This window comes from Streptomyces sp. NPDC056296, from assembly GCF_042268605.1.
GTDB lineage: Bacteria > Actinomycetota > Actinomycetes > Streptomycetales > Streptomycetaceae > Streptomyces.
Genome location: NZ_JBHJRX010000030.1, coordinates 56,705 through 77,412, shown reverse-complemented (window position 1 = coordinate 77,412; position 20,708 = coordinate 56,705). Strand labels below are relative to the sequence as shown.

The 20,708-nt window shown below is 72.3% G+C and carries 22 protein-coding genes and 1 tRNA gene; 15 read left to right on the top strand and 8 right to left on the bottom strand.

What is annotated here, in order from left to right:
* The first annotated feature begins 115 nt into the window (after positions 1–115).
* Entirely contained in the window at positions 116–724 is a 609-nt protein-coding gene (locus ACFCZF_RS22590) for a bifunctional DNA primase/polymerase (protein WP_376673174.1), read from the top strand.
* Positions 715–788 (top strand) — tRNA-Lys (locus tag ACFCZF_RS22585). Before ACFCZF_RS22590 ends, ACFCZF_RS22585 begins: the two co-directional genes overlap by 10 nt.
* Before the next feature lie 133 nt (positions 789–921).
* On the opposite strand, the gene ACFCZF_RS22580 is transcribed toward ACFCZF_RS22585, so the two are convergent.
* Complete coding sequence (locus ACFCZF_RS22580; RefSeq protein ID WP_375909922.1) at positions 922–2,298, bottom strand: M6 family metalloprotease domain-containing protein; 1,377 nt, start codon at positions 2,296–2,298, stop codon at positions 922–924.
* Between the two features lie 284 nt (positions 2,299–2,582).
* Between ACFCZF_RS22580 and ACFCZF_RS22575 the strand changes: the two genes are divergently transcribed.
* Complete coding sequence (locus ACFCZF_RS22575) at positions 2,583–4,478, top strand: putative bifunctional diguanylate cyclase/phosphodiesterase (RefSeq protein ID WP_376673173.1); 1,896 nt, start codon at positions 2,583–2,585, stop codon at positions 4,476–4,478.
* Here ACFCZF_RS22575 and ACFCZF_RS22570 read toward each other — a convergent pair.
* From ACFCZF_RS22570 to ACFCZF_RS22560, 3 genes are all read right to left on the bottom strand, one after another.
* Positions 4,454–5,554 (bottom strand): LLM class flavin-dependent oxidoreductase, encoded by a 1,101-nt coding sequence (locus ACFCZF_RS22570; RefSeq protein ID WP_376673172.1) that lies wholly within the window; start codon positions 5,552–5,554, stop codon positions 4,454–4,456. The genes ACFCZF_RS22575 and ACFCZF_RS22570 overlap by 25 nt on opposite strands.
* Before the next feature lie 72 nt (positions 5,555–5,626).
* Positions 5,627–5,821 (bottom strand): DUF397 domain-containing protein, encoded by a 195-nt coding sequence (locus tag ACFCZF_RS22565; RefSeq protein WP_376673171.1) that lies wholly within the window; start codon positions 5,819–5,821, stop codon positions 5,627–5,629.
* Positions 5,822–5,824: 3 nt separating this feature from the next.
* Entirely contained in the window at positions 5,825–6,676 is an 852-nt protein-coding gene (locus ACFCZF_RS22560) for a helix-turn-helix domain-containing protein (RefSeq protein ID WP_376673197.1), read from the bottom strand.
* A gap of 218 nt (positions 6,677–6,894) precedes the next feature.
* On the opposite strand from ACFCZF_RS22560, the gene ACFCZF_RS22555 reads away from it, so the two are divergent.
* Positions 6,895–7,314 carry an ATP-binding protein gene (locus ACFCZF_RS22555; RefSeq protein ID WP_376673170.1) on the top strand — a complete coding sequence of 140 codons (420 nt, stop codon included), beginning with the start codon at positions 6,895–6,897 and terminating at the stop codon, positions 7,312–7,314.
* Between the two features lie 16 nt (positions 7,315–7,330).
* On the opposite strand, the gene ACFCZF_RS22550 is transcribed toward ACFCZF_RS22555, so the two are convergent.
* Genes ACFCZF_RS22550 through ACFCZF_RS22540 form a run of 3 tightly spaced genes read right to left on the bottom strand, consistent with a single transcriptional unit; the run spans position 7,331 to position 8,697 of the window.
* The gene (locus ACFCZF_RS22550; protein ID WP_376673169.1) at positions 7,331–7,813 is read right to left on the bottom strand and encodes a MarR family transcriptional regulator; all 483 of its coding nucleotides are present in this window, start codon (positions 7,811–7,813) and stop codon (positions 7,331–7,333) included.
* Positions 7,810–8,298, bottom strand: coding sequence for a GNAT family N-acetyltransferase (locus ACFCZF_RS22545; protein ID WP_376673168.1), 489 nt, complete (start codon positions 8,296–8,298; stop codon positions 7,810–7,812). Before ACFCZF_RS22545 ends, ACFCZF_RS22550 begins: the two co-directional genes overlap by 4 nt.
* Positions 8,299–8,331: 33 nt before the next feature.
* Entirely contained in the window at positions 8,332–8,697 is a 366-nt protein-coding gene (locus tag ACFCZF_RS22540) for a VOC family protein (RefSeq protein ID WP_376673167.1), read from the bottom strand.
* Positions 8,698–8,798: 101 nt separating this feature from the next.
* On the opposite strand from ACFCZF_RS22540, the gene ACFCZF_RS22535 reads away from it, so the two are divergent.
* Positions 8,799–9,773, top strand: coding sequence for a helix-turn-helix transcriptional regulator (locus ACFCZF_RS22535; protein WP_376673166.1), 975 nt, complete (start codon positions 8,799–8,801; stop codon positions 9,771–9,773).
* Between the two features lie 115 nt (positions 9,774–9,888).
* Here the strand turns inward: ACFCZF_RS22535 and ACFCZF_RS22530 are convergent, their stop codons facing one another.
* Positions 9,889–11,289 carry an MFS transporter gene (locus ACFCZF_RS22530; RefSeq protein WP_376673165.1) on the bottom strand — a complete coding sequence of 467 codons (1,401 nt, stop codon included), beginning with the start codon at positions 11,287–11,289 and terminating at the stop codon, positions 9,889–9,891.
* A 378-nt stretch (positions 11,290–11,667) separates the two neighbouring features.
* On the opposite strand from ACFCZF_RS22530, the gene ACFCZF_RS22525 reads away from it, so the two are divergent.
* From ACFCZF_RS22525 to ACFCZF_RS22480, 10 genes are read left to right on the top strand one after another with little or no spacing between them, the layout of a single operon-like run.
* Positions 11,668–13,155, top strand: coding sequence for an aldehyde dehydrogenase family protein (locus ACFCZF_RS22525; protein WP_376673164.1), 1,488 nt, complete (start codon positions 11,668–11,670; stop codon positions 13,153–13,155).
* 23 nt (positions 13,156–13,178) lie between these two features.
* Complete coding sequence (locus ACFCZF_RS22520; protein WP_376673163.1) at positions 13,179–14,129, top strand: VOC family protein; 951 nt, start codon at positions 13,179–13,181, stop codon at positions 14,127–14,129.
* Positions 14,126–14,938, top strand: coding sequence for an aspartate dehydrogenase domain-containing protein (locus tag ACFCZF_RS22515; RefSeq protein WP_376673162.1), 813 nt, complete (start codon positions 14,126–14,128; stop codon positions 14,936–14,938). The genes ACFCZF_RS22520 and ACFCZF_RS22515 overlap by 4 nt, the downstream gene beginning before the upstream one ends.
* A complete protein-coding gene (locus ACFCZF_RS22510) occupies positions 14,935–15,738 on the top strand; it encodes an alpha/beta fold hydrolase (RefSeq protein ID WP_376673161.1) in 804 nt (267 codons plus the stop codon). Before ACFCZF_RS22515 ends, ACFCZF_RS22510 begins: the two co-directional genes overlap by 4 nt.
* Positions 15,739–15,743: 5 nt before the next feature.
* Positions 15,744–16,265 carry a cupin domain-containing protein gene (locus ACFCZF_RS22505; RefSeq protein WP_361203918.1) on the top strand — a complete coding sequence of 174 codons (522 nt, stop codon included), beginning with the start codon at positions 15,744–15,746 and terminating at the stop codon, positions 16,263–16,265.
* A complete protein-coding gene (locus tag ACFCZF_RS22500) occupies positions 16,258–17,010 on the top strand; it encodes an SDR family oxidoreductase (protein ID WP_376673160.1) in 753 nt (250 codons plus the stop codon). Before ACFCZF_RS22505 ends, ACFCZF_RS22500 begins: the two co-directional genes overlap by 8 nt.
* A 53-nt stretch (positions 17,011–17,063) precedes the next feature.
* Complete coding sequence (locus ACFCZF_RS22495; RefSeq protein WP_376673159.1) at positions 17,064–17,855, top strand: SDR family oxidoreductase; 792 nt, start codon at positions 17,064–17,066, stop codon at positions 17,853–17,855.
* Between the two features lie 9 nt (positions 17,856–17,864).
* Positions 17,865–19,496 carry a thiamine pyrophosphate-binding protein gene (locus tag ACFCZF_RS22490; protein WP_376673158.1) on the top strand — a complete coding sequence of 544 codons (1,632 nt, stop codon included), beginning with the start codon at positions 17,865–17,867 and terminating at the stop codon, positions 19,494–19,496.
* 15 nt (positions 19,497–19,511) lie between these two features.
* Positions 19,512–20,462, top strand: coding sequence for a PDR/VanB family oxidoreductase (locus ACFCZF_RS22485; protein WP_376673157.1), 951 nt, complete (start codon positions 19,512–19,514; stop codon positions 20,460–20,462).
* Positions 20,463–20,480: 18 nt separating this feature from the next.
* The gene (locus ACFCZF_RS22480) at positions 20,481–20,708 is read left to right on the top strand and encodes a recombinase-like helix-turn-helix domain-containing protein (RefSeq protein WP_100048119.1); all 228 of its coding nucleotides are present in this window, start codon (positions 20,481–20,483) and stop codon (positions 20,706–20,708) included.

Below are 20,708 nucleotides of genomic sequence, written 5' to 3'. Positions count from 1 at the left end.
TGGCTCGTCCGCATATGCCAGGCGAGTGGGCAAGATACTCCCTTCCTCTCCCTCCTGTCCCGGTTTCCCGCAACCCAGCGGAGCGGTCCCCTCACGCCCGGTAGATGTATGCGTCATGAGCAGCACACGCGATGTCATCCTCGACGCCACGTCCCACGTCTCGGACGTCACCTCCGACGGCGCCGCCTGGCTGGCCTCGGCGGGCCCGTACCCGCGCAGCACGCTCGCCCTCTGGGAGGAGCGGCCCCAGGCCCCGGTCGTCCTGCCCTGCGGTTCCGCCTTCGACGTGGTGAGCGCCCCTGCGATCTTCGGGCGCCGGATGCTGGACCGGATGTGGGACGAGGGGCCGGGGTCCGGGCCGGTGGCGGAGTTCCGGGGCCGGATGCTGCTGTTCGCCGCGCCGGGCACGGCCCAGCGGCTGCCGTCGCTGTTGGAGTGGGAGGAGTGGAGCGCGCGTGGCCGGGCGGGCGGCCGTACGGGCGCGGTGCCCCCGCTGCTGTGCCACGGTGCCGGGGACGCGGTGACGGTGCCGGCCCCCGTGGGCGGACCCGCGCGTTCCGGTTCCCGCTGGCTGGTGGCGCCGGACACGCGCCTGCCGTGGCTGCCGGGCCCCGAGATCCTGCTCTGGGCGGCCGTACGGGCGGCCCGCGCGGCGGTGCGGATTTCGATTTTTCCTCCCGCCGACCAGGATGCTAAGGTCTACGACGTCAGCAGGCGCCGCTAGCTCAGTTGGTTAGAGCAGCTGACTCTTAATCAGCGGGTCCGGGGTTCGAGTCCCTGGCGGCGCACGTTGTCGATGGCGAGGCATGTTCGCGGAAGCGCGAACCGGCCTCGCCATCGTTGTTCCTGCGCGGCTTCGCCGCGCGTGGCGGGGGCTCCGCCACCCGCACCCCCTCGGTCACCGTGCCCCGGGCAGACCGCTCAGCCCGGCGTGACCTGTACCGTCCACGCCCCCGACACCGTCCGCCCCTCCACCTCCACCCGTACGCCCTCCTCCGGCACCGTGAAACTCTCGCCGAGGCTCACCGGAGCGTCGGCGAGCGGAGGGTAGACCGAGTCCTCCCAGCAGGCCTCGGTGTCCGGATGGGCGTCGATCACCTCGATCGGCCCGCCCCCGGACTCCGCGCCGCTCCGCACCCGGTACACCAGCACCCCCGCCCGGCAGGCGGCGAGGTCGTTGCCGACCGGCCCGCGCGCCTCGAAGGCGAGCACGCTGTCCGCGCCCGTGCGCACCACGGCCAGCTTCGTACCGCGCCCGAGGCCGAAGGCGGGCGCCCCGGCGGCGCCCGTCACCACCACCCCCGGCCCCGCCCCCAGCGGCTCCAGCGTCAGCCGGGTGGTCCCGCTGCCCCGCACGCACGCCACCTGCCGTGGCTCCAGCCAGCCCAGCTTCCACTTGTGCCAGCCGAAGAGATCCGGAGCCAGCCCGAACTGGCTGCCCATCAGGTCCCAGTCGCCGACATGCGTGTCCCAGTCGCCCTTGCCGTCGACGGGCCGGTGGTACAGGTCGGGCAGGTCGAAGACGTGCCCGGTCTCGTGGGCCAGGACCAGCCGGTCCGGCGGATGGTTCTCGAAGACCGTGACGACCCGCCGGATGTCGGTGCCGTCGGCCCTCATCGGGGTGTTCAGGTTGACGACCTTCGTGGCGTCGGAGTCCACGCCGGGCGCGTCCGGGTCCGCGACGAAGTAGACGATGTCGTAGCGGGAGAAGTCGACGTGCCGGTCGGCGGCGCCCAGCGCGTCGCGCAGGTAGGCGGCCCGGTGCTCGGGGCTCCAGTCACGCTGTATGTCGTACGCCGTCGACGGCCGCGGCATGGGGATCCAGCTCGGCAGCGGGTGCGGGCGGAGCGTGAACGTGCCGTAGGAGGCGCGCTGGAAGAAGCGGGTGGTCGCCGGGAAGTGGTCGGCGGCGAGTTCGGCGGGCGCGGTCAGCGGCTGGGAGTCGGGGAAGGACAGGAACACCATCACCGCGTCCAGGGCGCGGGCCGGCCGCGGGTAGGCGGCGTTCCAGGTGTCCAGGCCCTCGGAGTGGTGCACCTCGGTGCGCTGGAGCGCGCAGGGCTCCGGGGAGAAGGGCTCGGCGACCGACGGGGCGGTGACCAGGGAGGTCGCGGCCAGTGCCGACATCGTGGTGCACACCGCCGCCGTACTGCGCAGTCGGGACCGGGGCGCCCCCGCCGCCCGGCGGACCGCGCCGAGCCCCTTGAGGGTCTCCCGGGGAAGTCGCCTCAGGGGGAGCTGGCGCGGCACATGGACCTCCGGGTGCGGTTGACGGGACACCGCACCCAGCTTGTGCATGATTGTCGTACTACGCCCTGTTCGTCTGCACCGGATGGGTGAGCCGCCGGGAATTTCGCGGGAGGCCCACCGGCCGACACCCCGAGGACACTTACGGAACGTCACAACTGGTCGGGGGCATGTAGAACCCGTCCAGGTGTGGGCAGAAACGATCCCCCATGGGGGTCACTCGGTCCGGACCGCGGAACGGCGGCTGGAAGGGCTCGGTGGCAGCCTCTATGATCGGCACACTTTCCTGCACGAACAGAGCACGAACAGAGATCGAGGCACTGCGGGAGCGAGCGGTGAACGGAACCTCCGAAGGGCCGGCGCCCGCGGCAGACCTCGATCGGTCGGCCGTCACAGAGAGTGGCAACTATCTGGCTCCTCGTACGCCGTGTACGGGGCCCCCGACCTACCACTCGGCGTTCGCGGCCGCCCCCCTCGCCATGGCCGTCGTCGACGCCGAGGGCCTGGTCGTCAGCGCCAACGACACGCTGGGCACCCTGCTCGGCACCGACCCGGCCGCGCTGGCCGGCTGCGCGGCCGCCGACCTGGTCGACCTCGCCTCCGACGCCGGAACCTGGCACGCGTACCGCGAGGTGCTGCGGGGCCGGCAGCCCCGGCTGCGCTGCACCCGGCGGCTCAAGGGAGCCGACGGGCACTCCCTGTGGGTGCAGGTGACGGTCGCGCCCCTGGCCGAGCCGGGGGAGGTGCCGGGCGGCCTGCTGCTGTCGGTCGCCGACATCAGCGCCCGGCGCGAACTCCAGGCCCGGCTGCGCCACCTCCAGATGCACGACCCGGTGACCCGGCTGCCCAACCGCGCGCTGTTCTTCGAGCGTCTGACGGCCGCGCTGGAGGCGGAGTCGTACGAACACGGCGGCACCGGCCGGATCGGCGTGTGCTACCTGGACCTGGACGGCTTCAAGGCCGTCAACGACACCCTCGGCCACCGGGTCGGCGACCGGCTGCTGGCCGCCGTCGCCGAACGCCTCACGCGCTGCGCGGAGGAGGCCGCCGACGCCCGGTCCGGCGCCCCGCTGGTGGCTCGGCTCGGCGGCGACGAGTTCGCCCTCCTCGTGGAGGACTCCACGGGCACCGACCAGCTCGCCGACCTGGCCGACTCGGTCCTCACGGCGCTCCAGGCGCCCTTCGAGCTCTGCGATCGCCGCCTCTCGGTCACCGCGTCGGTCGGCGTCGTCGAACGCCACACCGCCGGCACCACCCCCACCGCCCTGATGCAGGCGGCCGACACGACCCTGTACTGGGCCAAGGCCGACGGCAGGGCCCGCTGGACGCTCTTCGACCCCGAGCGCAACGCGAACCGCATGACCCGCCAGGCCCTCGCCGCCACGCTCCGCCCCGCCATCGAGCGCGGCGAGTTCGCCCTGGAGTACCAGCCGCTGGTCGGCATGGAGGACGGCCGGGTGCGGGGCGTCGAGGCGCTCATCCGCTGGAATCATCCTCAGTTCGGCGTACTGGCGCCGAATCGGTTCATCGCACTGGCGGAGGAGGACGGTTCGATCGTTCCCCTCGGCCGCTGGATCCTGCGCACGGCCTGCCACCAGGCCCGCCGCTGGCAGCTGGCCCACCCGGACGACCCGCCGATCTTCGTCAGCGTCAACGTGGCGGTCCGGCAGGTATGGGACTCCGACCTGGTGGCGGACGTGGCGGCCACCCTGGAGGAGACCGGCCTCGCCCCGCACCTGCTCCAGCTGGAGCTGACCGAGTCGGCGGTGATGGGCTCGGCGGGCCGCCCGCTCCAGGCCCTCAAGGCGCTCAGCGACATGGGCGTCCACATCGCCATCGACGACTTCGGCACCGGCTACTCGAACCTGGCCTACCTCAGCCGGCTGCCGGTCTCGGTCCTGAAACTGGACGGCGCCTTCGTACGGGGCTTCCAGTACGACAAGGTCGACGCGGGTGCCGGGGTGGACGCGTCCGCGGACGCGTCCACCGCGAACCCGGCCGACGAGGTCATCGTCGAGGCGATGGTCCAGCTGGCCCACCGGCTCGGCCTGACCGTCACCGCCGAGTGCGTGGAAACGTCCGACCAGGCGACCCGCCTGCGCCGCATCGGCTGCGACACCGGTCAGGGCTGGCTGTACTCCCGACCGGTGGCGCCGGATCGTATCTCCGCGCTGCTGGGCCCCGCCGGGCCCGGAGCGGCCGGGGTTCAGGCGAGCGTCGGCAACCCGTAGGCGTCGGCGATCAGCTCGTAGGAGCGCAGCCGTACGTCGCCGCCGTGGGCGTTGGCGGTGAGCATCAGCTCGTCGGCGCCGGTGCGCTTCTGGAGATCGTCGAGGCCGGACCGGACCTCGTCGGCGGTGCCGTGGATGACGTTGGAGTTCCAGGACTGGATGAACTCCTGCTCCATCGGGCTGAAGTCGTACGCCTCGGCCTCTTCCGGCGTCGGCACCAGCCCGGGGCGGCCGGTGCGCAGCCGGACCATGTTCAGCGCGGCGGCCAGCACCTGCCTGCGGGCCTCCTTCTCGTCGTCGGTCGCGAGCGCGGAGACGCCGATGAGGGCGTACGGGGCGTCGAGGACGGCGGACGGCCGGAAGGACTCCCGGTACAGGTCCAGCGCCGGGACGGTGTTCTGCGCCGAGAAGTGGTGCGCGAAGGCGAAGGGCAGCCCGAGGGTGCCGGCCAGCCGGGCGCTGAAACCGGAGGAGCCGAGCAGCCAGACCGGCGGCCGGTGCGGGGACTGGACGCCGCCGGGGGAGGTGGCCTGCACAGGGCCCGGCACGGCGTGGATACGCCGGTACGGGTGCCCGTCGGGGAAGTCGTCGTCCAGGAACCGGATCAGCTCGGCGAGCTGCTGCGGGAAGTCGTCGGCGCCCTCGTTCAGCCGGTCGGTGCGGCGCAGGGCGGCGGCGGTGGCTCCGTCGGTGCCGGGGGCGCGGCCGAGGCCGAGGTCGACGCGGCCGGGGGCCATGGCTTCGAGGGTGCCGAACTGCTCCGCGATGACGAGGGGCGCGTGGTTCGGGAGCATGACGCCGCCCGAGCCGAGCCGGACGCGGGTGGTGTGGGCGGCCAGGTGGGCGAGGATCACCGCGGGGGAGGAGGAGGCGACGCCGGGCATCGAGTGGTGCTCGGCGACCCAGTACCGGTGGAAGCCGCGGCTCTCCGCGAGGCGCGCGATGTCCACGCTGGTGCGCAGGGCGTCGGTGGCGGTTCGGCCGGCGCCGACGGTCACCAGGTCCAGCACGGAGAGGGGGACGGGTGCGGTGCCGTGGGCCGTGCCCCGGATCTCCTCTGCGGCGTCTGCGGGCATGGTGGGGTGCCTCCTGTGTCGTGAACAATCGCTGCGGGTTCGCTGCGCGGCGTAACAGGAGGGGGTCTCCGGTTATTCCCCGGGGGTGGTTTTGAGGGTGCCGAGGAAGGCGGTGAAGGCGGGGGTGGCGAAGGTGAGCATGGCTCGGTCCGGGGCCTTGGAGTCGCGGACGGCTATGTGGGGGTGGAGGTGGGCGACCTCTATGCAGTCGTTGCCTTCACCCCCGCCGGAGTAGGACGACTTCTGCCACTGGGTGGGGGTGGTCATCCCTCACAGCTCCTTGGTCAGACCGTGGATGAGGTCACGTGACCGCTCCGGGGAGAGCGACTCGTCTCTCACCCTACGAAAGAGCTTCCGGAAGTGACCCAGCTGGGCTTCGGAATCGAGAAAGACCGTGCCATGCGGTGCGTCGCGTACCACGGTGTCCAGACGGGGCACGGCTCCGCCCACATGCACCATCGCGCTGCCGGCTCCCGCGAAGTCGTCCAGTGCGAACGGAATGACGCGAACTGTGACGTGCTTGGCCTCGGACATCTCCACGATGCGCGCAAGTTGCATCCGTGTCGCAGCACGTCCAGCCACCTTGATCCGGAGCGCCGCTTCGTGGATCAACGTCTCGTAGGGCACTGGATCAGGGCCCTCGACGATGACCTTCCGTTTCATCCTGTGGCGCACCCGGTGCTCCACTTCGCGGTCGGGGAACTCCGGGTTCATGTAGGTGAAGAGGGAGCGCGCGTAGTCCTCCGTCTGGAACAGACCTGGCACGTGGATGACCGCCACATCGCGGCGGAATGTCGCGTGATGGTCCAGCTCGGCGAGATCCTGATAGGCGGCGGGCAGCACGCCGCGATAGTCGTCCCACCAGCCCCGGACCCGAACCGTCGCCATGGCCACCAGTGCATCGACCAAGTCGCCTCCGGAGCAAGCGTAGTTGGCTGCGAGGCGGCGTAGTCGCTCCTCGCTCACTCCGGCGATTCCGGACTCGATCTGACTGATCTGGACGGAGTTCACGCCGAGAAGGGCTGCCGCCTCGGTTGCCTTGAGTCCCGCGGCTTCCCGCATCTTCCTCAGTTCAGCCCCCAGGCGCTCCTGACGTGCTGTGGGCGTGCGTCTCGGCGGCACAACTTCCTCCTCGCTCAACGGGCGCCCTCGGGCGGCTCGTTCGGGGCAAGGTTACGCGACTGGGTTGCCGAGTAATAAATCTATGACCTACCGTCGGTGATGTGACGCACACTCTGCGAAATCGCGGGATGTCGGAAGCGCACCGCGTCGTCCTGCCATGACGGCTGCGGCAATGCCACCGCACCCCCATCCCCCTTCCCGTCTCCGAAGGAGTCCGCGTGCCCGAAAACGATCCGTGGGAGTACTCCCTCTACATCCCGAACGACCCCCGTGCCGTCACCGTGTGCCGCCGCACCCTTCGGCTGATCCTGACCATGCATGGGCTGATCCGGCTGGTCGACGTCGCGGAGCTGCTGGCGGCGGAGTTGGTCTCCAACGCCGTGCGGCACACCAAGGGGCCCGCCGCCCTGCGGGTGCGCTGGGCGGCGGGCGTGTTGCGGATCGGGGCCTGGGACGCGGACCCGTCGCCGCCCGAGCCGCCGCAGCCGTTCGACCGGGGCGTGGACCGGGAGGACGGGCGGGGGCTGGCGATGGTCCGGGCCTGTGCCGACGTGTGGGGGTGGCAGCCACTGGCCCGCGAGGGCAACCGGGGCAAGTACGTGTGGTGCGAGCTGGGCGCCGCGAGACGTACGGCCTGACGCGTCGGCCGGCCCGTCACCGGCTCGCGACAGGGCCGGGCATTCCGTCCGCGTTGCGGATCAGTTGCTGGAGCACCTTCACCGTGGTGACGTAGTCCGCGTCGTCGATGCCCTGGTGGAGGGCGGCGCGGATCGCGGGGGCGCTGCGCGCGAGGTCGACGCGGGCCTGTTCGCCCTTGTCGGTGAGCCACAGCCGGGCCTCTGCGTCCCGGGTCAGCCAGCCGCGATCCAGGAGCACCTCGGCCTCCGCCGCCAGGTCGTCCTCGGGCCGGATGTAGGAGGCCATGGCCGCCCGCAGCTCGGGCAGCGTCATCCCCGCGCCGTCGGGCGAGATGTCGTTTGCCGACAGGTTGCGCAGCAGCCAGAACTGGGGCTGGGTGTAGCCCTTTTCGGCCTGTCGAGCCCGGGTGTACGCGATGAGCGCCTCGTAGGCGACACCGGTCCAGTAGGCCGCGGGTTGTTTGGCGAGTTCGGCCTCGGAGAACTGCTGGGTCGTCATGAGAGGTCCCCTCCTGGTTGCGTCGCGCGCGGAGCGGGGCCGCGCGCGGTCGTGCGGAGACCGTAAGACCTCAAGTTCGCTTGAGAGCAAGCGTTGATCAGGCGGACGCCGGGGATGCGGTGTGGCACGCCCCCGGCGTGCCGGGCCTCGAAGACCAGTTCGTGGCCGTCCTCCTCGTCCCACTCTTCCCCGACGTGGGTGAAACCGAAGCCCGAAATCGTGGCCAGGGACGCTACGTTGTCGGGGCCGATTGTTGCCCGCACGGTCGCGACCGTGGGTTCGGCCGCCGCCCGGCGAAGCAACTCGATCAGTGTCGACCGGGCGTATCCCCGGCGGCGGAAGCGGGGATCGATGGAGTAGCCGATCTCGACCATGCCCGCCTCGTCGGGCGGCCCGTGGAACCCGGCGTGCCCGACGACGAGACTCTCGTCGCCGACGACCGCCTGCCGCGCCATCCACCGCGCATGACCGGGATCGGCGTCCATCTGACCCAGCCGGAACTGCCACAACCGCACGGGTCAGTCGACCGGCGCTACCCGGATCAGGTTGCCGTCCGGGTCCGCGACGACGAAGGTGCGGCCGAAGACCTCGTCGTGCGGCGGTTCGACCACGGTGGCGCCCTTGGCGGTCCACGTGGTGTGGATGTCGTCGATGGCGGACGCGGGGCCCGGGAGCATCAGGCCGATCTCCGAGGTGCGCGGCGTGCCCGGGGCGACCTGGTCCGACTTGCCGCTCCAGAGTGCGAACACCACTCCGGGCGAGACCTCGAACGGGACGTAGCGCGGCGTGACCATGATCGGCTTCATGTCGAACAGGTCGGCGTAGAACGCGGTCGCGCGCTCGACGTCGTTGACGTAGACGAGGAAGAGGTTGGGTGCGGACATGGGTGTCGGGCTCCTTCCGAGTGGGCCGGTTCCGGCCGTCGGTGTCAGCCTTGCGTGGGAACATGACAGGGACTGTCCTGTTCCAGGGAGGAAGGGGTCGCATGGGGCGGCCGCAGCGGTTGATCGAGCTCCTGGCGGCGCTGCAGGCGCACCCGCGGACCACTGCCGAGGCGCTGGCCCGGGAGCTGGGGGTCTCGACGCGGACGGTGCTCCGCGATGTGCGGGCGCTGGTCGACGCGGGCATTCCCGTCCTCACCGAGCGGGGTAAGTACGGCGGGATCAGTCTGCTGCCCGGTGACCAGGCCGATCTGTCGAAGCTGACGATCGGTGAGGCGGATCTGCTGCGGGCCGTCGGGCTCGATCCCGACCGGGCCCGCCGGGTGGGTGGCGAGGCGGCCGCCCGGTCTGCGCTGCGCAAGCTCACGCCGCGCCGGTCGCCACGGCCCGGCCGGGACGACCTGCCGCTGTCGCTGACGGACGTGATCGCGATCGACAACCGGCCCTGGTTCGGTGAGGCCGCGCCCCTGCCCGACGTCGCGGCACTGGTGCGGGACCTGCGCACGGGGAGGCGGCTGCGCATCGGCTACCGGCCCAGTGGCGCGGCTGCCGCCGAGGACTTCGTGGTCGATCCCTACGGGCTGGTGGAGCGGGCGGGACGGTGGTACCTCGTCGGCGACCGTGACGGGCGGCCGCGCATGTTCGCACTCATCCGCCTCCGGGACTGGACGGTGCTGAACACCGCCCGGCGACTCAGGCCTGGCGCCGACCTCGCAGGCACGGCACGGGAGTTGGGTGAGGCGCTGGAGAGTGGTCAGCAGGTCATCGTCACGGCGCGCGTCGATGCCGGGAGCATCGACCTGGTCCGCCGCATCCTGGGGGCTCGGATCCGGACGGTGAGTGACCGGCAGGACGACGACGGGCGTGTCGAGATCACCGTGGCGTACGGCCACCTGGACGGAGTGCGGCAGCTGCTTCAGTTCAGCGACCACATCGAGGTCGTGGAACCGGAGGCGGCCCGCCGACTCGTGCACCGGCTCGCGACCCGCATCGCCCACACCCACCACTCGCCGCCGTGAACACCGCGGCCCGATCTGTTCACTCACCGCTCACATGAGCCCCCCGAGGACAGATTCCACCACTCCGTCCTCGCCGTGCCGGAAAGCCCCCCACCCTCCCGGCCTCGCGGCGGCCCTACGGCGCGACGTCCTCCAGCGTCCGGCCGCTCGTCTCCTCCGCGCCGACCGCCGCCGACAGCGAGCCGACGAGGGCGACGGCCGCCAGGGTCACGAACACCGTGCCGATGGCGCCTCCCGCGTAGATCGCGCCCACGACGATCGGGCCGAGGATGACGCCCAGGCGGTTCATCGCGCCGCCCACGCTGGAGCCCAGCGCCCTGATTCGGGTGGGGAAGAGCTCCGGCGTGTAGAGGTAGAGGCAGATGTTGGAGCCGAAGAGGAAGACCGCGGCCAGGGACGTCCAGGCGAGGATGCCCGTCGCCGAGTCGCCGCCCGTCAGGCCGAGGAGCAGCAGGCACAGTGCCGCCGCCGACAGGCACCAGATCACCGTGTTGCGGCGGCCGACGCGGTCGACGGTGAGGGCGACGACCAGGCAGCCGACCAGACCCGCGCAACTCGTCACGGTGGAGTAGAGGAGCGCCGTGGACAGGTCGAGGTCGAAGTGATCCTCGTAGATGGTCGGCAGCCAGGATGTGATGCCGTAGTTGGCGAAGTAGCCCGTGAACCAGAGGATGCCGATGACCAGGGTGCGTTTGCCGTACCGGCCACTCAGCAGTTCGCGCAGGCCGCTCTTGTTCGGTGCGGGTGGGGCGGGCCGCGCCGGGGCGGGGTCGGGCAGCGGGGCGCCGGTGATCCGCTCGACCTTCTCCTCGATGGACGCCATCGTCGCCAGGGCCTCGTCGTGCCTGCCGTGGTCGGCGAGCCAGCGCGGTGACTCCGGTACCCAGCGGGCGAGGGCGAAGCAGAGCAGGCCGGGGACGGCCGCCAGGGCGAAGACCCAGCGCCAGCCGAGTACCGGCACCAGCCAGGCGGCGAGCAGCGCGCCCGCGGTCAGGCCGGCCGGGAAGACCAGTTCGTAGAGGAGGACGAAGCGGCCGCGCTGGTGGGCGCGAGTGATCTCCGCGATGAACGTGGCCGCGATCGGCACCTCGCCGCCGATGGCCATGCCCTGGACGAAGCGGATCGCCATGAAGGGCTCGGGGGAGGTGCAGAGCGTCAGGGCCAGGTTGCAGAGGCCGGACAGCGCGATGCAGCCGGCGATGACCTTGACCCGGCCGATCCGGTCCGCGAGTCGGCCCGAGGCCAGCGCGCCGACCAGCATGCCGATCGAGCCGACCGTCATCAGGGCGGTGACCTGCGTGGTGCCGAGGCTCCACTCGTCGCGCAGGTCCGGAAGCGCGTATGCGATCAGGAGCTGGTCGAACGCCTCGAAGAAGGTGACGGCGCCGACGACGAGCCGGACCATCACCTGCCAGCGGCACAGCGGCAGGCGTTCGAAGCGGGCGCCGATGGCGGCCGCGAGCTCGGCGGAGTCGCCCTTTCCGCCGGTGCCGGCGCGGGTTGCGTCGATCGTCATGAGTGTGGTCTCCGGTTCCCGTAGGGCGAGAAACGCGCGAGCCCGCACGGGAGGGTTCGGGCCGTACGGCACGGCGGAGCGACCGCGTGCCGGGCGGCGATGAGGGCTGGAGAGGTGCGGCGAGGACGAGACGGGCGGGCCGTGCGGAGGGTGCCGCACCACTTATGTAGGCGCTGAATGTCTCAGGGCTTAAGTTCTACCGGTAGTCCGCCGAGGTTAGGCAAGCCTTACTCCTGACGTCGTAAAAAATTCATCGACCGCGGTCCCTTGCGGGCCAATTAATTAAGCCCTTAGATTCCTAGTGCTTAGGCACAATGACTCGGGCAACGCCCCCGCCGTGTCCGCGAGTTCCCGCACCGTCCCTTCCCGGAGGCCCCCATGCCGCGCATCCCAGCCGACGAGATCCTCATCGCGGGGCAGTGGCGACGCGGCGGCGGGCTGCCGATCCAGACGGTGGACCCCGCCGACGGCAGCGTCATCACCACCGTCCACGCAGCCTCGCCGGACGACGTGGACGAGGCCGCGCACGCCGCCGCCGAGGCCGCCGCCGCACCCGAGTGGCGGGACCTGCCGCCGCACCGGCGGGCCCGCGTCCTGTACCGGATCGGCGACCTGATCGAGGACCACGCCGACCGGCTGTCCGCCCTCCAGACCGCCGACACCGGCAAGACCCTCGGCGAGACCCACGCCCTCGCGCTGAGCGCCGCCGGCACCTTCCGGTACACGGCCGCCGCACTGGAGACGGCCGAGGACGCGCTCACGCCCTCGCGCGGCCCCTACGTCACGATGAGCACGTACGAACCGGTCGGCGTCGTCGGAGCGATCAACCCCTGGAACTCGCCGATCGCCTCCGACGCGCAGAAGGTCGCCCCCGCGCTGGGCGGCGGCAACGCGGTCCTGCTCAAGCCCGCCGAGTGGACCCCGCTGGTCTCCCTCGCCTTCGGGCGCCTGGTCCACCAGGTCCTCACCGAGGAGCGGTTGCCCACCGCACTGCTCGCGGTGCTTCCGGGCAAGGGCCGCGTCGTGGGCGACGCGATCGTCAGACACCCGCTGGTCGGCCGGATCGGCTTCACGGGCGGCACCACCACCGGGCGCGCCATCGCCCACGCAGCCGCCGACAAACTCGTCCCCGCCTCGCTCGAACTGGGCGGGAAGTCACCGACGATCGTGCGCGAGGACGCCGACGCCGAACAGGCTCTCGCGGGCGTGATGTACGGGATCTTCTCCTCCAGCGGCCAGTCCTGCATCGCCGGTTCACGGCTGTTCGTCCACGCCTCGCGCTACGACTCCTTCGTCGGCGAACTCGTCGAGCGGGTCCGCGAGCTGCGGGTCGGACCGGGCACGTCCCCCGGCACCCAGGTCGCGCCGCTCGTGCACCACGCGCACCGCGACGCCGTCGCCGCGGCCGTCGACCTCGCCCGGCAGGAGGGCGGCCGGGTGCTGTGCGGCGGCGCCGCACCCGAGGGCGAGCGGTACGCGAAGGGCGCCTACTACCTGCCGACCGTCATCGACTCCCTGCCGGACTCGGCCCGCGTCTGCCAGGAGGAGATCTTCGGCCCGGTGCTCGTCGCGCTCCCCTACGACGACGAGGACGAACTCGTCGCCCGGGCCAACGACTCCGTCTACGGACTCGCCTGCGGCATCTGGACCCGCGACGCGCGGGCCGCCTGGCGCCTCGGCCGGCGGATCGAGGCGGGCACCGTCTGGATCAACACGTACAAGCAGTTCTCCATCTCCACCCCCTTCGGCGGGATGAAGGACTCCGGGCTCGGCACCGAGAAGGGCCGCGACCTGATCCGCGCCTACCAGCGGCAGAAGTCCCTGTACTGGGGCACCGACGCCACGCCCCTGCCCTGGGCCAACTGACCCACCCCTCGGGAGATATCGCCATGACCCACCCCCCGATCGGCCGGCTGCGTGCCCTGCGCTCGGTCGAGCTGCTCACCCCGAACTTCGCCGACGCCGTCGACTTCTACGAGGAGGTGTGGGGCCTCCAGGTCGTCGAGGCCGAGCACAGCGCGAGCTGGCTGCGCGGCACCGGCGGAGAGCACCACGCCCTGCACCTGAGCCGCTCCGAGACGATCGGCCTGGGCCGTCTCGTCTTCGCCCTCGGCACGCCCGCCGAGGTCGCCGAGGCCGCACGCCGCCTCCGGGCCCGCGGCATCGCGCTCGTCACCGAGCCCGGCCCCCTCGACCAGGTCGGCGGCGGCTACGGGCTGCGCTTCCACGACCTCGACGGACGGCTGATCGAACTGTCCGCCGACACCTGGGCGGTCACCGAGCGCAGCCGTGACGCGTCCCTGCCGGTGGGCGTCACCCACGCCGTCCTCAACACCCCCGACATCGACGCCTCCGTCGCCTTCTACCGCGACGTTCTCGGCATGCGCGTCTCGGACTGGTCCGAGCACCAGATGGCGTTCCTGCGCTGCGGCACCGACCACCACTGCGTCGCCTTCAACCAGGCGCCATGGGTCTCCCTCAACCACGTGGCCTACGAGATGACCTCGATCGACCACTTCATGCGCGGCCTCGGCCGGCTCCGGTACCACGGGATCACCCCCGAGTGGGGCCCCGGCCGGCACGGCCCCGGCAACAACACCTTCTCCTACTTCACCGACCCCACCGGCCTGGTGTGCGAGTACACCACCGAGGTCGCCCAGGTCGTCGAGGACACCTGGATCTGCAAGGTGTGGCGGCGCACGCCCGAGCTGTCCGACCTGTGGGGGACCGCGGGCCCGCCGTCGCGGCGGATCCGCACCCACATGACGGGCACGCCCGACGGCAGCCCCGTCGCCGCCCCCGTGGACGCCACCACCGGCCCGGATGGAGCGGCGGCATGAACAGCGCCACGAAAGCCCACACGCGCAAGGTCGGTCTCATCGGCTGGGGCGCCATCGGCCGGATCGTCGGCGGCGCGCTCGCCGCGGGCGAGGTGCCGGGGGCCGAGCTTGTCGGCATCGTCGACAACCGGCCTCTGGGCGACGCCGTCCCCGCCCCGCAGCTCACCGTGAAACAGGCCCTCGCCTCCTGCGACCTGATCGTCGAGGCCGCCGGACAGGGCGTCGTACGCGAATGGGGCGAGACGGTCCTCGCGTCCGGCACCGACCTGCTCGTGGCGTCCACCGGAGCACTGACCGACGAGGACCTGTCGAAGCGGCTCCTGGCGGCCGGGCCCGGCCGGGTGTACTTCACCGGCGGCGCCGTCGGCGGACTCGACCTGCTCCAGGCGGTACGCGCCATGGGACCGCTCGGCGAGGTCACACTGACCACCACCAAGCTGCCGTCCACCCTCGAACAGCCCTGGATGGACGAGGTGACGCTCACCCGGCTGCGGTCCGCGACCGGCCCCGTCGAGGTCATGCGCGGCACCGCGCGCGACGTACCGGTCAAGTTCCCCAAGTCCACGAACGTCGCCGCCTCGGTGGCGCTCGCGGTCGGCGACCTCGACGCCGTACAGGTGCGCGTAGTCGCCGACCCGGCGGCCTCGCACACCTCCCACGTGATCGAGGCGAGCGGCCCGCGGGGCTCGTACCGCTTCGAGGTGCGCCACGTCCCCGACGCCGCCAACCCGGCCACCAGCAGGGTCGTCCCCTACGCCGTGCTGCGCTCGCTCGCCGCCCTGGCCGGACGCCGGGGGCAGATCCTGTGACTGCGTACGACCTCGCCGGGCTGCACCTGGAGGAAGCCGGCCGCGAAGGGCCGCTGGTGCTGTGCCTGCACGGCATCGGCTCCTCGTCCGCCGCCTTCGCCCCGCAGACCGACGCCCTCGCCGCCGACCATCGGGTGGTTGCCTGGGACGCCCCCGGCTACGCGAAATCCGCCGACCCGGACCACGACCTCACCCTCGACGACTACGCGGACACCGCCGCCGAGGTCATCCGGGCGCGCGGCACCGAGGCGCACGTCGTCGGCGTCTCCTGGGGCGGCGTGATCGCGTTGCGGCTCGCCACCCGGCACCCGGACCTCGTCGCCTCCCTCACCGTCGCCGACTCCACGCCCGGCTCCGGTACGAGCCCGGAGAAGGCCGCCGCGATGCGCGCCCGGGCCCCGGAGCTGGAGCGCCTCGGACCGCGTGCCTTCGCGGAGGAGCGCGGCCCCCGGCTGCTGTCCGAGGACGCGCCGCCCGAGCTGGTGCGACGCGTCGTCGACACCATGGCCGACTCGGTCCGGTCGCCCGGCTATCGGAGGGCGGCCGAGTCGATGGCCCGCACCGACCTGCGCGGCGAACTCGACCGGGTCACCGCGCCCACCCTCGTCCTGTGCGGGGAGAAGGACCGGATCACCGGCCCCGAAGCCTCACAGGTCCTGGCCGGCGGTCTGCACCGGACCGCCTACGTGATCGTCAAGGACGCCGGTCACCTGGCCAACCAGGAACAGCCCGAGCACTTCAACGCCTGGCTGCTCTCCCACCTGCACATCGTCACCAACACCCGCACCACGAAGGGCTGACCACCATGCCGCTGACCACCGACGAGTACGACAACAACGGGGACCTCGCCAAGTACACCGACTCCCTGATCGCCTCCAAGGCGTCCCGCGAGCCGGACTGGGGCACCCTGTCCTTCCAGGAGAAGGCGGGCCCGCAGTACAAGCGGGCGCAGATCCGCTACGTCGGTTCCGGCGCGACCGGCAACCACGAGAACGACGGCCGCATCCTGCCCTCCGGCGGGTTCACCTTCTCCAACATGCTGCTGCCGCCCGGCGCCGAGGGCCCCGCCCACACCCACCACGACGTCGAGGAGGCCTTCTTCGTCCTGGAGGGCGAGGTCCGCGTCGGCATCCACCGCGGCCCGGACGAGACCGAGTACCGCACCCTCGGCTACCGCGACATGATCGTGGTGCCGGCCGGGGTGACCCGCTCGCTGAAGAACGAGGGCGACACGGACGCGCTGTTCTGCGTGATCATCGGCACGCGGAAGCCGCAGGTGCCGACCTACCCCGAGTACTCCCCGCTGTACGGCGTCACCCGTGACTGACCCGGCCACCGGGCGCCGTACGGTCGTCGTGACCGGCGCGGGCCGTGGCCTGGGGGAGGCCATGGCCCGCCGGGCGGCGGCCGACGGGTACCGGGTCGTCGTCGCCGAACTGAACGAGGAGTGGGGCTCCCGTACGGCGGCGGCCATCCGCGAGGCGGGCGGCGCGGCGGAGTTCGTGCCGCTGGACGTCGCCGAACCGGCCTCGGCCGAGGCGCTGACCGCCCGCCTCGCACCCGGCGGCCCCGTCTACGGGCTGGTCAACAACGCGGCGCTCGCCAACGGCGTCGGCGGCCGGGAATTCCAGGACATCGACGTCGAGGCCTGGGACCGGCTGATGACCGTCAACGCGCGCGGCCCCTGGCTCGTCGCCAAGCACCTGCTGCCGCTGATGTCCGCACCGGGACGCATCGTCAACATCGCCTCCGACGCGGCCCTCTACGGCTCCCCGCGCCTCGCCCACTACATCGCCTCCAAGGGCGCGGTCGTCGCCCTGACCCGGGCGATGGCCCGCGAGCTGGGGGAGCGCGGCATCACCGTCAACGCGGTGGCGCCGGGCCTCACGGAGGTCGAGGCGACCGAGACCGTCCCGGCCGAGCGGCACGCCCTGTACGCGGCGAACCGCGCGATCCCCCGGCCGCAGCGGCCCGACGACCTGGTGGGGCTCGTCTCGTACCTGCTGGGCGAGGAGTCCCGTTACCTGACCGGGCAGGTGGTCGCCGTCAACGGCGGCTTCACCATGCACTGAGTCCCCCTCAGCCCGCTCAGCCCCCTCAGTACATCCGTCTGCAAGGAGCACCCATGGATCTCGGCCTCGCCGACCGCACCGTCCTGGTCACCGGCGGCAGCTCCGGCGTCGGCCTGGCCACGGTCCGCGCCCTGCTCGCGGAAGGCGCCCGCGTCGCGACCTGCGGGCGCGACGCCGACCGGCTCGCCAAGGCCGCCGCCGGCCTCGGCGCCGGTACGGACCGCCTCTACACCGGCGTCTGCGACGTCCGGGACGCCGACGCCGTACGGGACTTCACCGAGCGCGCCGCCGCCCACCTCGGCGGACGCCTGGACGGCCTCGTCAACAACGCCGGCCAGTCCCGCATGAAGTCCCTGGACGAGACGACCGGCGACGACTGGCGCGACGAGCTGGAACTGAAGTTCTCGGGCGTCCTCCATCCCCTGGCCGCCGCCCGCGACCACCTCCGCGCCTCCGACGCCGCCGCGATCGTCAACGTCAACGCCGTCCTCGCCAAGCAGCCCGAGACCCGGCTGATCACGACGAGCGCCGCCCGCGCCGGCATCCTCAACCTCTCCACCTCCCTGGCCCGCGAACTCGCCCCCGAGGGCATCCGCGTCAACTCGGTCTGCCTCGGCCTGGTCGACACCGGCCAGTGGACCCGCCGCCACGCGGCGGCGGACAGCGGGCTGACCTACGAGGAGTGGCAGGCGGAGATCGCCGCCGACCGGGGTATCGCACTCGGGCGGCTCGGCCGCGCCGAGGAGGTCGCCTACGCGATCGTCGCGCTGCTCTCGCCGCGCGCCTCGTACATCACCGGAACCAGCATCGACGTCTGCGGCGGAGTCGGCCGCGGCATCCTCTGAGGAGTTCGCATGCGTTACGACCACGGTGGCGGACTCCTGGCCGCCCACCTCAAGTCCCTCGGCGTCGACACCGTGTTCGGCATCGTGTCCGTGCACAACCTGCCGCTGGTGGAGGCCGTCGAGGCCGACCCGGAGCTGCGGTTCGTGCCGGTGCGGCACGAGGCGAGCGCCGTCAACGCCGCCGACGCCTACGGCCGCGCCCGCGGCTCCATCGGCTGCGCGCTCACCTCCACCGGCACCGGCGCCGGCAACGCCGCCGGATCCCTGATCGAGGCGCTCGCGTCGGGGACGTCGGTGCTGCACATCACGGGTCAGGTCGAGACGGCGTACCTCGGCAGCGGGCGCGGCTTCATCCACGAGACCAAGGACCAGCTCGGCATGCTCGCCGCGGCGTCCAAGTACGCCGCGACCGTCACCTCCGCCCGGGACGCGGGCCGTGTCCTGCGCGAGGCGTCCGCCGCCGCACTCACCGCGCCGGGCGGACCGGCGAGCGTGGAGTGGCCGATCGACCTCCAGTACGCGGCCCAGGAGGACGACGGCGAAAGCGCCCCCGCCTTCGGGGCACCGGTGCCGGACCCGTCCCGGCTGGCCGCGGCACGCGACCTGCTCGCCGCCGCCCGACGCCCGCTGATCTGGGCAGGCGGCGGCGCGAACACCGCCCGCGACCAGCTCCTCGCCCTGCTGGAGGCGACCGGCGCCGGTCTGCTCACCTCCAACTCCGGCCGGGGCTCCGTCCCCGAGGATCACGACCAGGTCGTCGGCAACTTCGCCACCACCCCCGCCGCCCGCGCCCTCCTCGCGGACGCGGACGTCCTCGTCACCGTCGGCACCCACTTCCGCTCCAACGAGACCGCCGACTACGGACTTCGGCTCCCCGAGGCACATATCCAGATCGACGTCGACGCCGCCGCCCTCGGCCGGGTGTACCCCGCACCGCACGCCCTCCACGGTGACGCGGCGGCGGTACTGCCGAGGCTCACCGAGGCAGCCGTACGGGCGGACGCGGACTGGACGGACCGGGTGCGGCGGGTACGCGAGGAGGTGCGGGCCGCCCTGCACGACGGCATCGGCCCCCAGGCCGCGATCTGCGACGCGCTCGCCGCCGCCCTGCCCCGGGGCGCCGTCGTCGCCCGCGACGTGACCATCCCCTCGTCGGCCTGGGGCAACCGACTGCTGCCCATCCACGATCCGCGGGCCAACGTCTTCCCGCGTGGCGGCGGCATCGGCCAGGGCCTCGGCATGGGCATCGGCGCCGCCCTCGCCCGCCCCGACGAACCCACCGTGGTCATCGCCGGGGACGGCGGACTCGCCGTCCACCTCGGCGAACTGCTCACCCTCGCCCAGGAACGGCCCCGGCTGACCCTGGTCGTCTTCAACGACGGCGGATACGGCGTACTGCGCAACATGCAGGCCACTTACACCGAACGCCGCTCCGGCGTCGACTTGTTCACCCCCGACTTCGCCCAGCTCGCCGCCGCCTGCTCACTCCCGTACGCGCGGATCGGCGATGCGAGCGAGGCCGCGAAGGTGATCGAGGCGGCCGTGGCCTCCGACGGTCCGACCCTCGTCGAGGTCGACCTGGCCTCGCTCGGCCCGATGAAAAACCCGTTCACCCCGCCCGTCAAGATCCCCACCCGGTAGGGAGGCCCCGCCGACATGAGCGCCACCGAAGAGCAGGAACTGGACCTCCTCGTCCACCGCACGACCTGGGAGGCGGAGGGAGTCCTCTCCGTCGAGCTGGTCCACCCGGACGGCAAGCCGCTGCCCGCCTGGACGCCGGGCGCGCACCTGGACCTGCACGTGGGCGGCCACGTCCGCCAGTACAGCCTGTGCGGCGACCCGGAGGTGGCTGGGACGTACCGGCTCGGCATCCTCAACGAGCCGACGTCCCGTGGCGGTTCACGTCACGTGCACACGAAGGTGCGGCCCGGCCAGACTGTGCGGGTGGCCGGGCCGCGCAACCACTTCGCCCTCGAACCGGCCGCCTCCTACGTCTTCATCGCCGGCGGCATAGGCATCACGCCGATCCTGGCGATGGCCCGCCGCGCCGAACGGGACGGCATTTCGTACCGGCTGGTCCACGGCGGCCGTACGCGCGCCTCCATGGCGTTCGGCGGCGAACTCGCCGCGCTCGACGGCGGCGAGGTGACGCTCGTACCGCAGGACGAGCAGGGCCACATCGACGTGACGGGCACGCTCGCGGACCTCCCGGCCGACGCGCTGGTGTACTGCTGCGGCCCCGAGCCGCTGCTGAAGGCCGTCGAGGACGCGGCGCCGGAGGGGCGGCTCCGCACCGAGCGCTTCGCCGCGCCCGCCGTGGCACGCGACGACGGCGACGACAGCGCCTTCGAGGTCGAGTGCCGGGCCTCGGGAGTGACCCTGCACGTCGGCCCCGGCACCTCCGTCCTGGAGGCCGCCGAGAACGCCGGCCTGAGCGTCGCCTCCTCCTGCCGCGACGGCATCTGCGGCTCCTGCGAGACCCGCGTCCTGGCCGGCACCCCCGACCACCGCGACTTCCTGCTCAGCGACGCCGAACGCGCCACCGGCGAGACGATGATGATCTGCGTCTCGCGCTGTGCCTCGGACCGCCTCGTCCTGAACCTCTGACCACCTACGGAGAACGCTGTGCCCGAGACCACTTGGCCCTTCCTGGACCCCCACCAGACCCGAGACCACGAGCCCACCCCGTACGAGACGAAACTCGCGCGCACCCTGGAGGACATCTTCACCAAGGACGGTCACGAGCTGTCCGACGTGATCGACGGCCTCAACTCCCGCCAACTGCGCACACCCACGGGAGAGCCCTGGACCGAGGAATCCTTCCGCGCCGAGATGCACCGCCTGGGAGCCTGA

Excerpts from the sequence above, each read along its gene's own strand:
- ACFCZF_RS22590 (WP_376673174.1), top strand. The coding sequence starts at position 116 with ATGAGCAGCACACGCGATGTCATCCTCGACGCCACGTCCCACGTCTCG.
- ACFCZF_RS22580 (WP_375909922.1), bottom strand. The coding sequence starts at position 2,298 with ATGCACAAGCTGGGTGCGGTGTCCCGTCAACCGCACCCGGAGGTCCAT.
- ACFCZF_RS22570 (WP_376673172.1), bottom strand. The coding sequence starts at position 5,554 with ATGCCCGCAGACGCCGCAGAGGAGATCCGGGGCACGGCCCACGGCACC.
- ACFCZF_RS22565 (WP_376673171.1), bottom strand. The coding sequence starts at position 5,821 with ATGACCACCCCCACCCAGTGGCAGAAGTCGTCCTACTCCGGCGGGGGT.
- ACFCZF_RS22550 (WP_376673169.1), bottom strand. The coding sequence starts at position 7,813 with ATGACGACCCAGCAGTTCTCCGAGGCCGAACTCGCCAAACAACCCGCG.
- ACFCZF_RS22545 (WP_376673168.1), bottom strand. The coding sequence starts at position 8,298 with ATGGACGCCGATCCCGGTCATGCGCGGTGGATGGCGCGGCAGGCGGTC.
- ACFCZF_RS22540 (WP_376673167.1), bottom strand. The coding sequence starts at position 8,697 with ATGTCCGCACCCAACCTCTTCCTCGTCTACGTCAACGACGTCGAGCGC.
- ACFCZF_RS22535 (WP_376673166.1), top strand. The coding sequence starts at position 8,799 with ATGGGGCGGCCGCAGCGGTTGATCGAGCTCCTGGCGGCGCTGCAGGCG.
- ACFCZF_RS22530 (WP_376673165.1), bottom strand. The coding sequence starts at position 11,289 with ATGACGATCGACGCAACCCGCGCCGGCACCGGCGGAAAGGGCGACTCC.
- ACFCZF_RS22525 (WP_376673164.1), top strand. The coding sequence starts at position 11,668 with ATGCCGCGCATCCCAGCCGACGAGATCCTCATCGCGGGGCAGTGGCGA.
- ACFCZF_RS22520 (WP_376673163.1), top strand. The coding sequence starts at position 13,179 with ATGACCCACCCCCCGATCGGCCGGCTGCGTGCCCTGCGCTCGGTCGAG.
- ACFCZF_RS22515 (WP_376673162.1), top strand. The coding sequence starts at position 14,126 with ATGAACAGCGCCACGAAAGCCCACACGCGCAAGGTCGGTCTCATCGGC.
- ACFCZF_RS22505 (WP_361203918.1), top strand. The coding sequence starts at position 15,744 with ATGCCGCTGACCACCGACGAGTACGACAACAACGGGGACCTCGCCAAG.
- ACFCZF_RS22495 (WP_376673159.1), top strand. The coding sequence starts at position 17,064 with ATGGATCTCGGCCTCGCCGACCGCACCGTCCTGGTCACCGGCGGCAGC.
- ACFCZF_RS22490 (WP_376673158.1), top strand. The coding sequence starts at position 17,865 with ATGCGTTACGACCACGGTGGCGGACTCCTGGCCGCCCACCTCAAGTCC.
- ACFCZF_RS22485 (WP_376673157.1), top strand. The coding sequence starts at position 19,512 with ATGAGCGCCACCGAAGAGCAGGAACTGGACCTCCTCGTCCACCGCACG.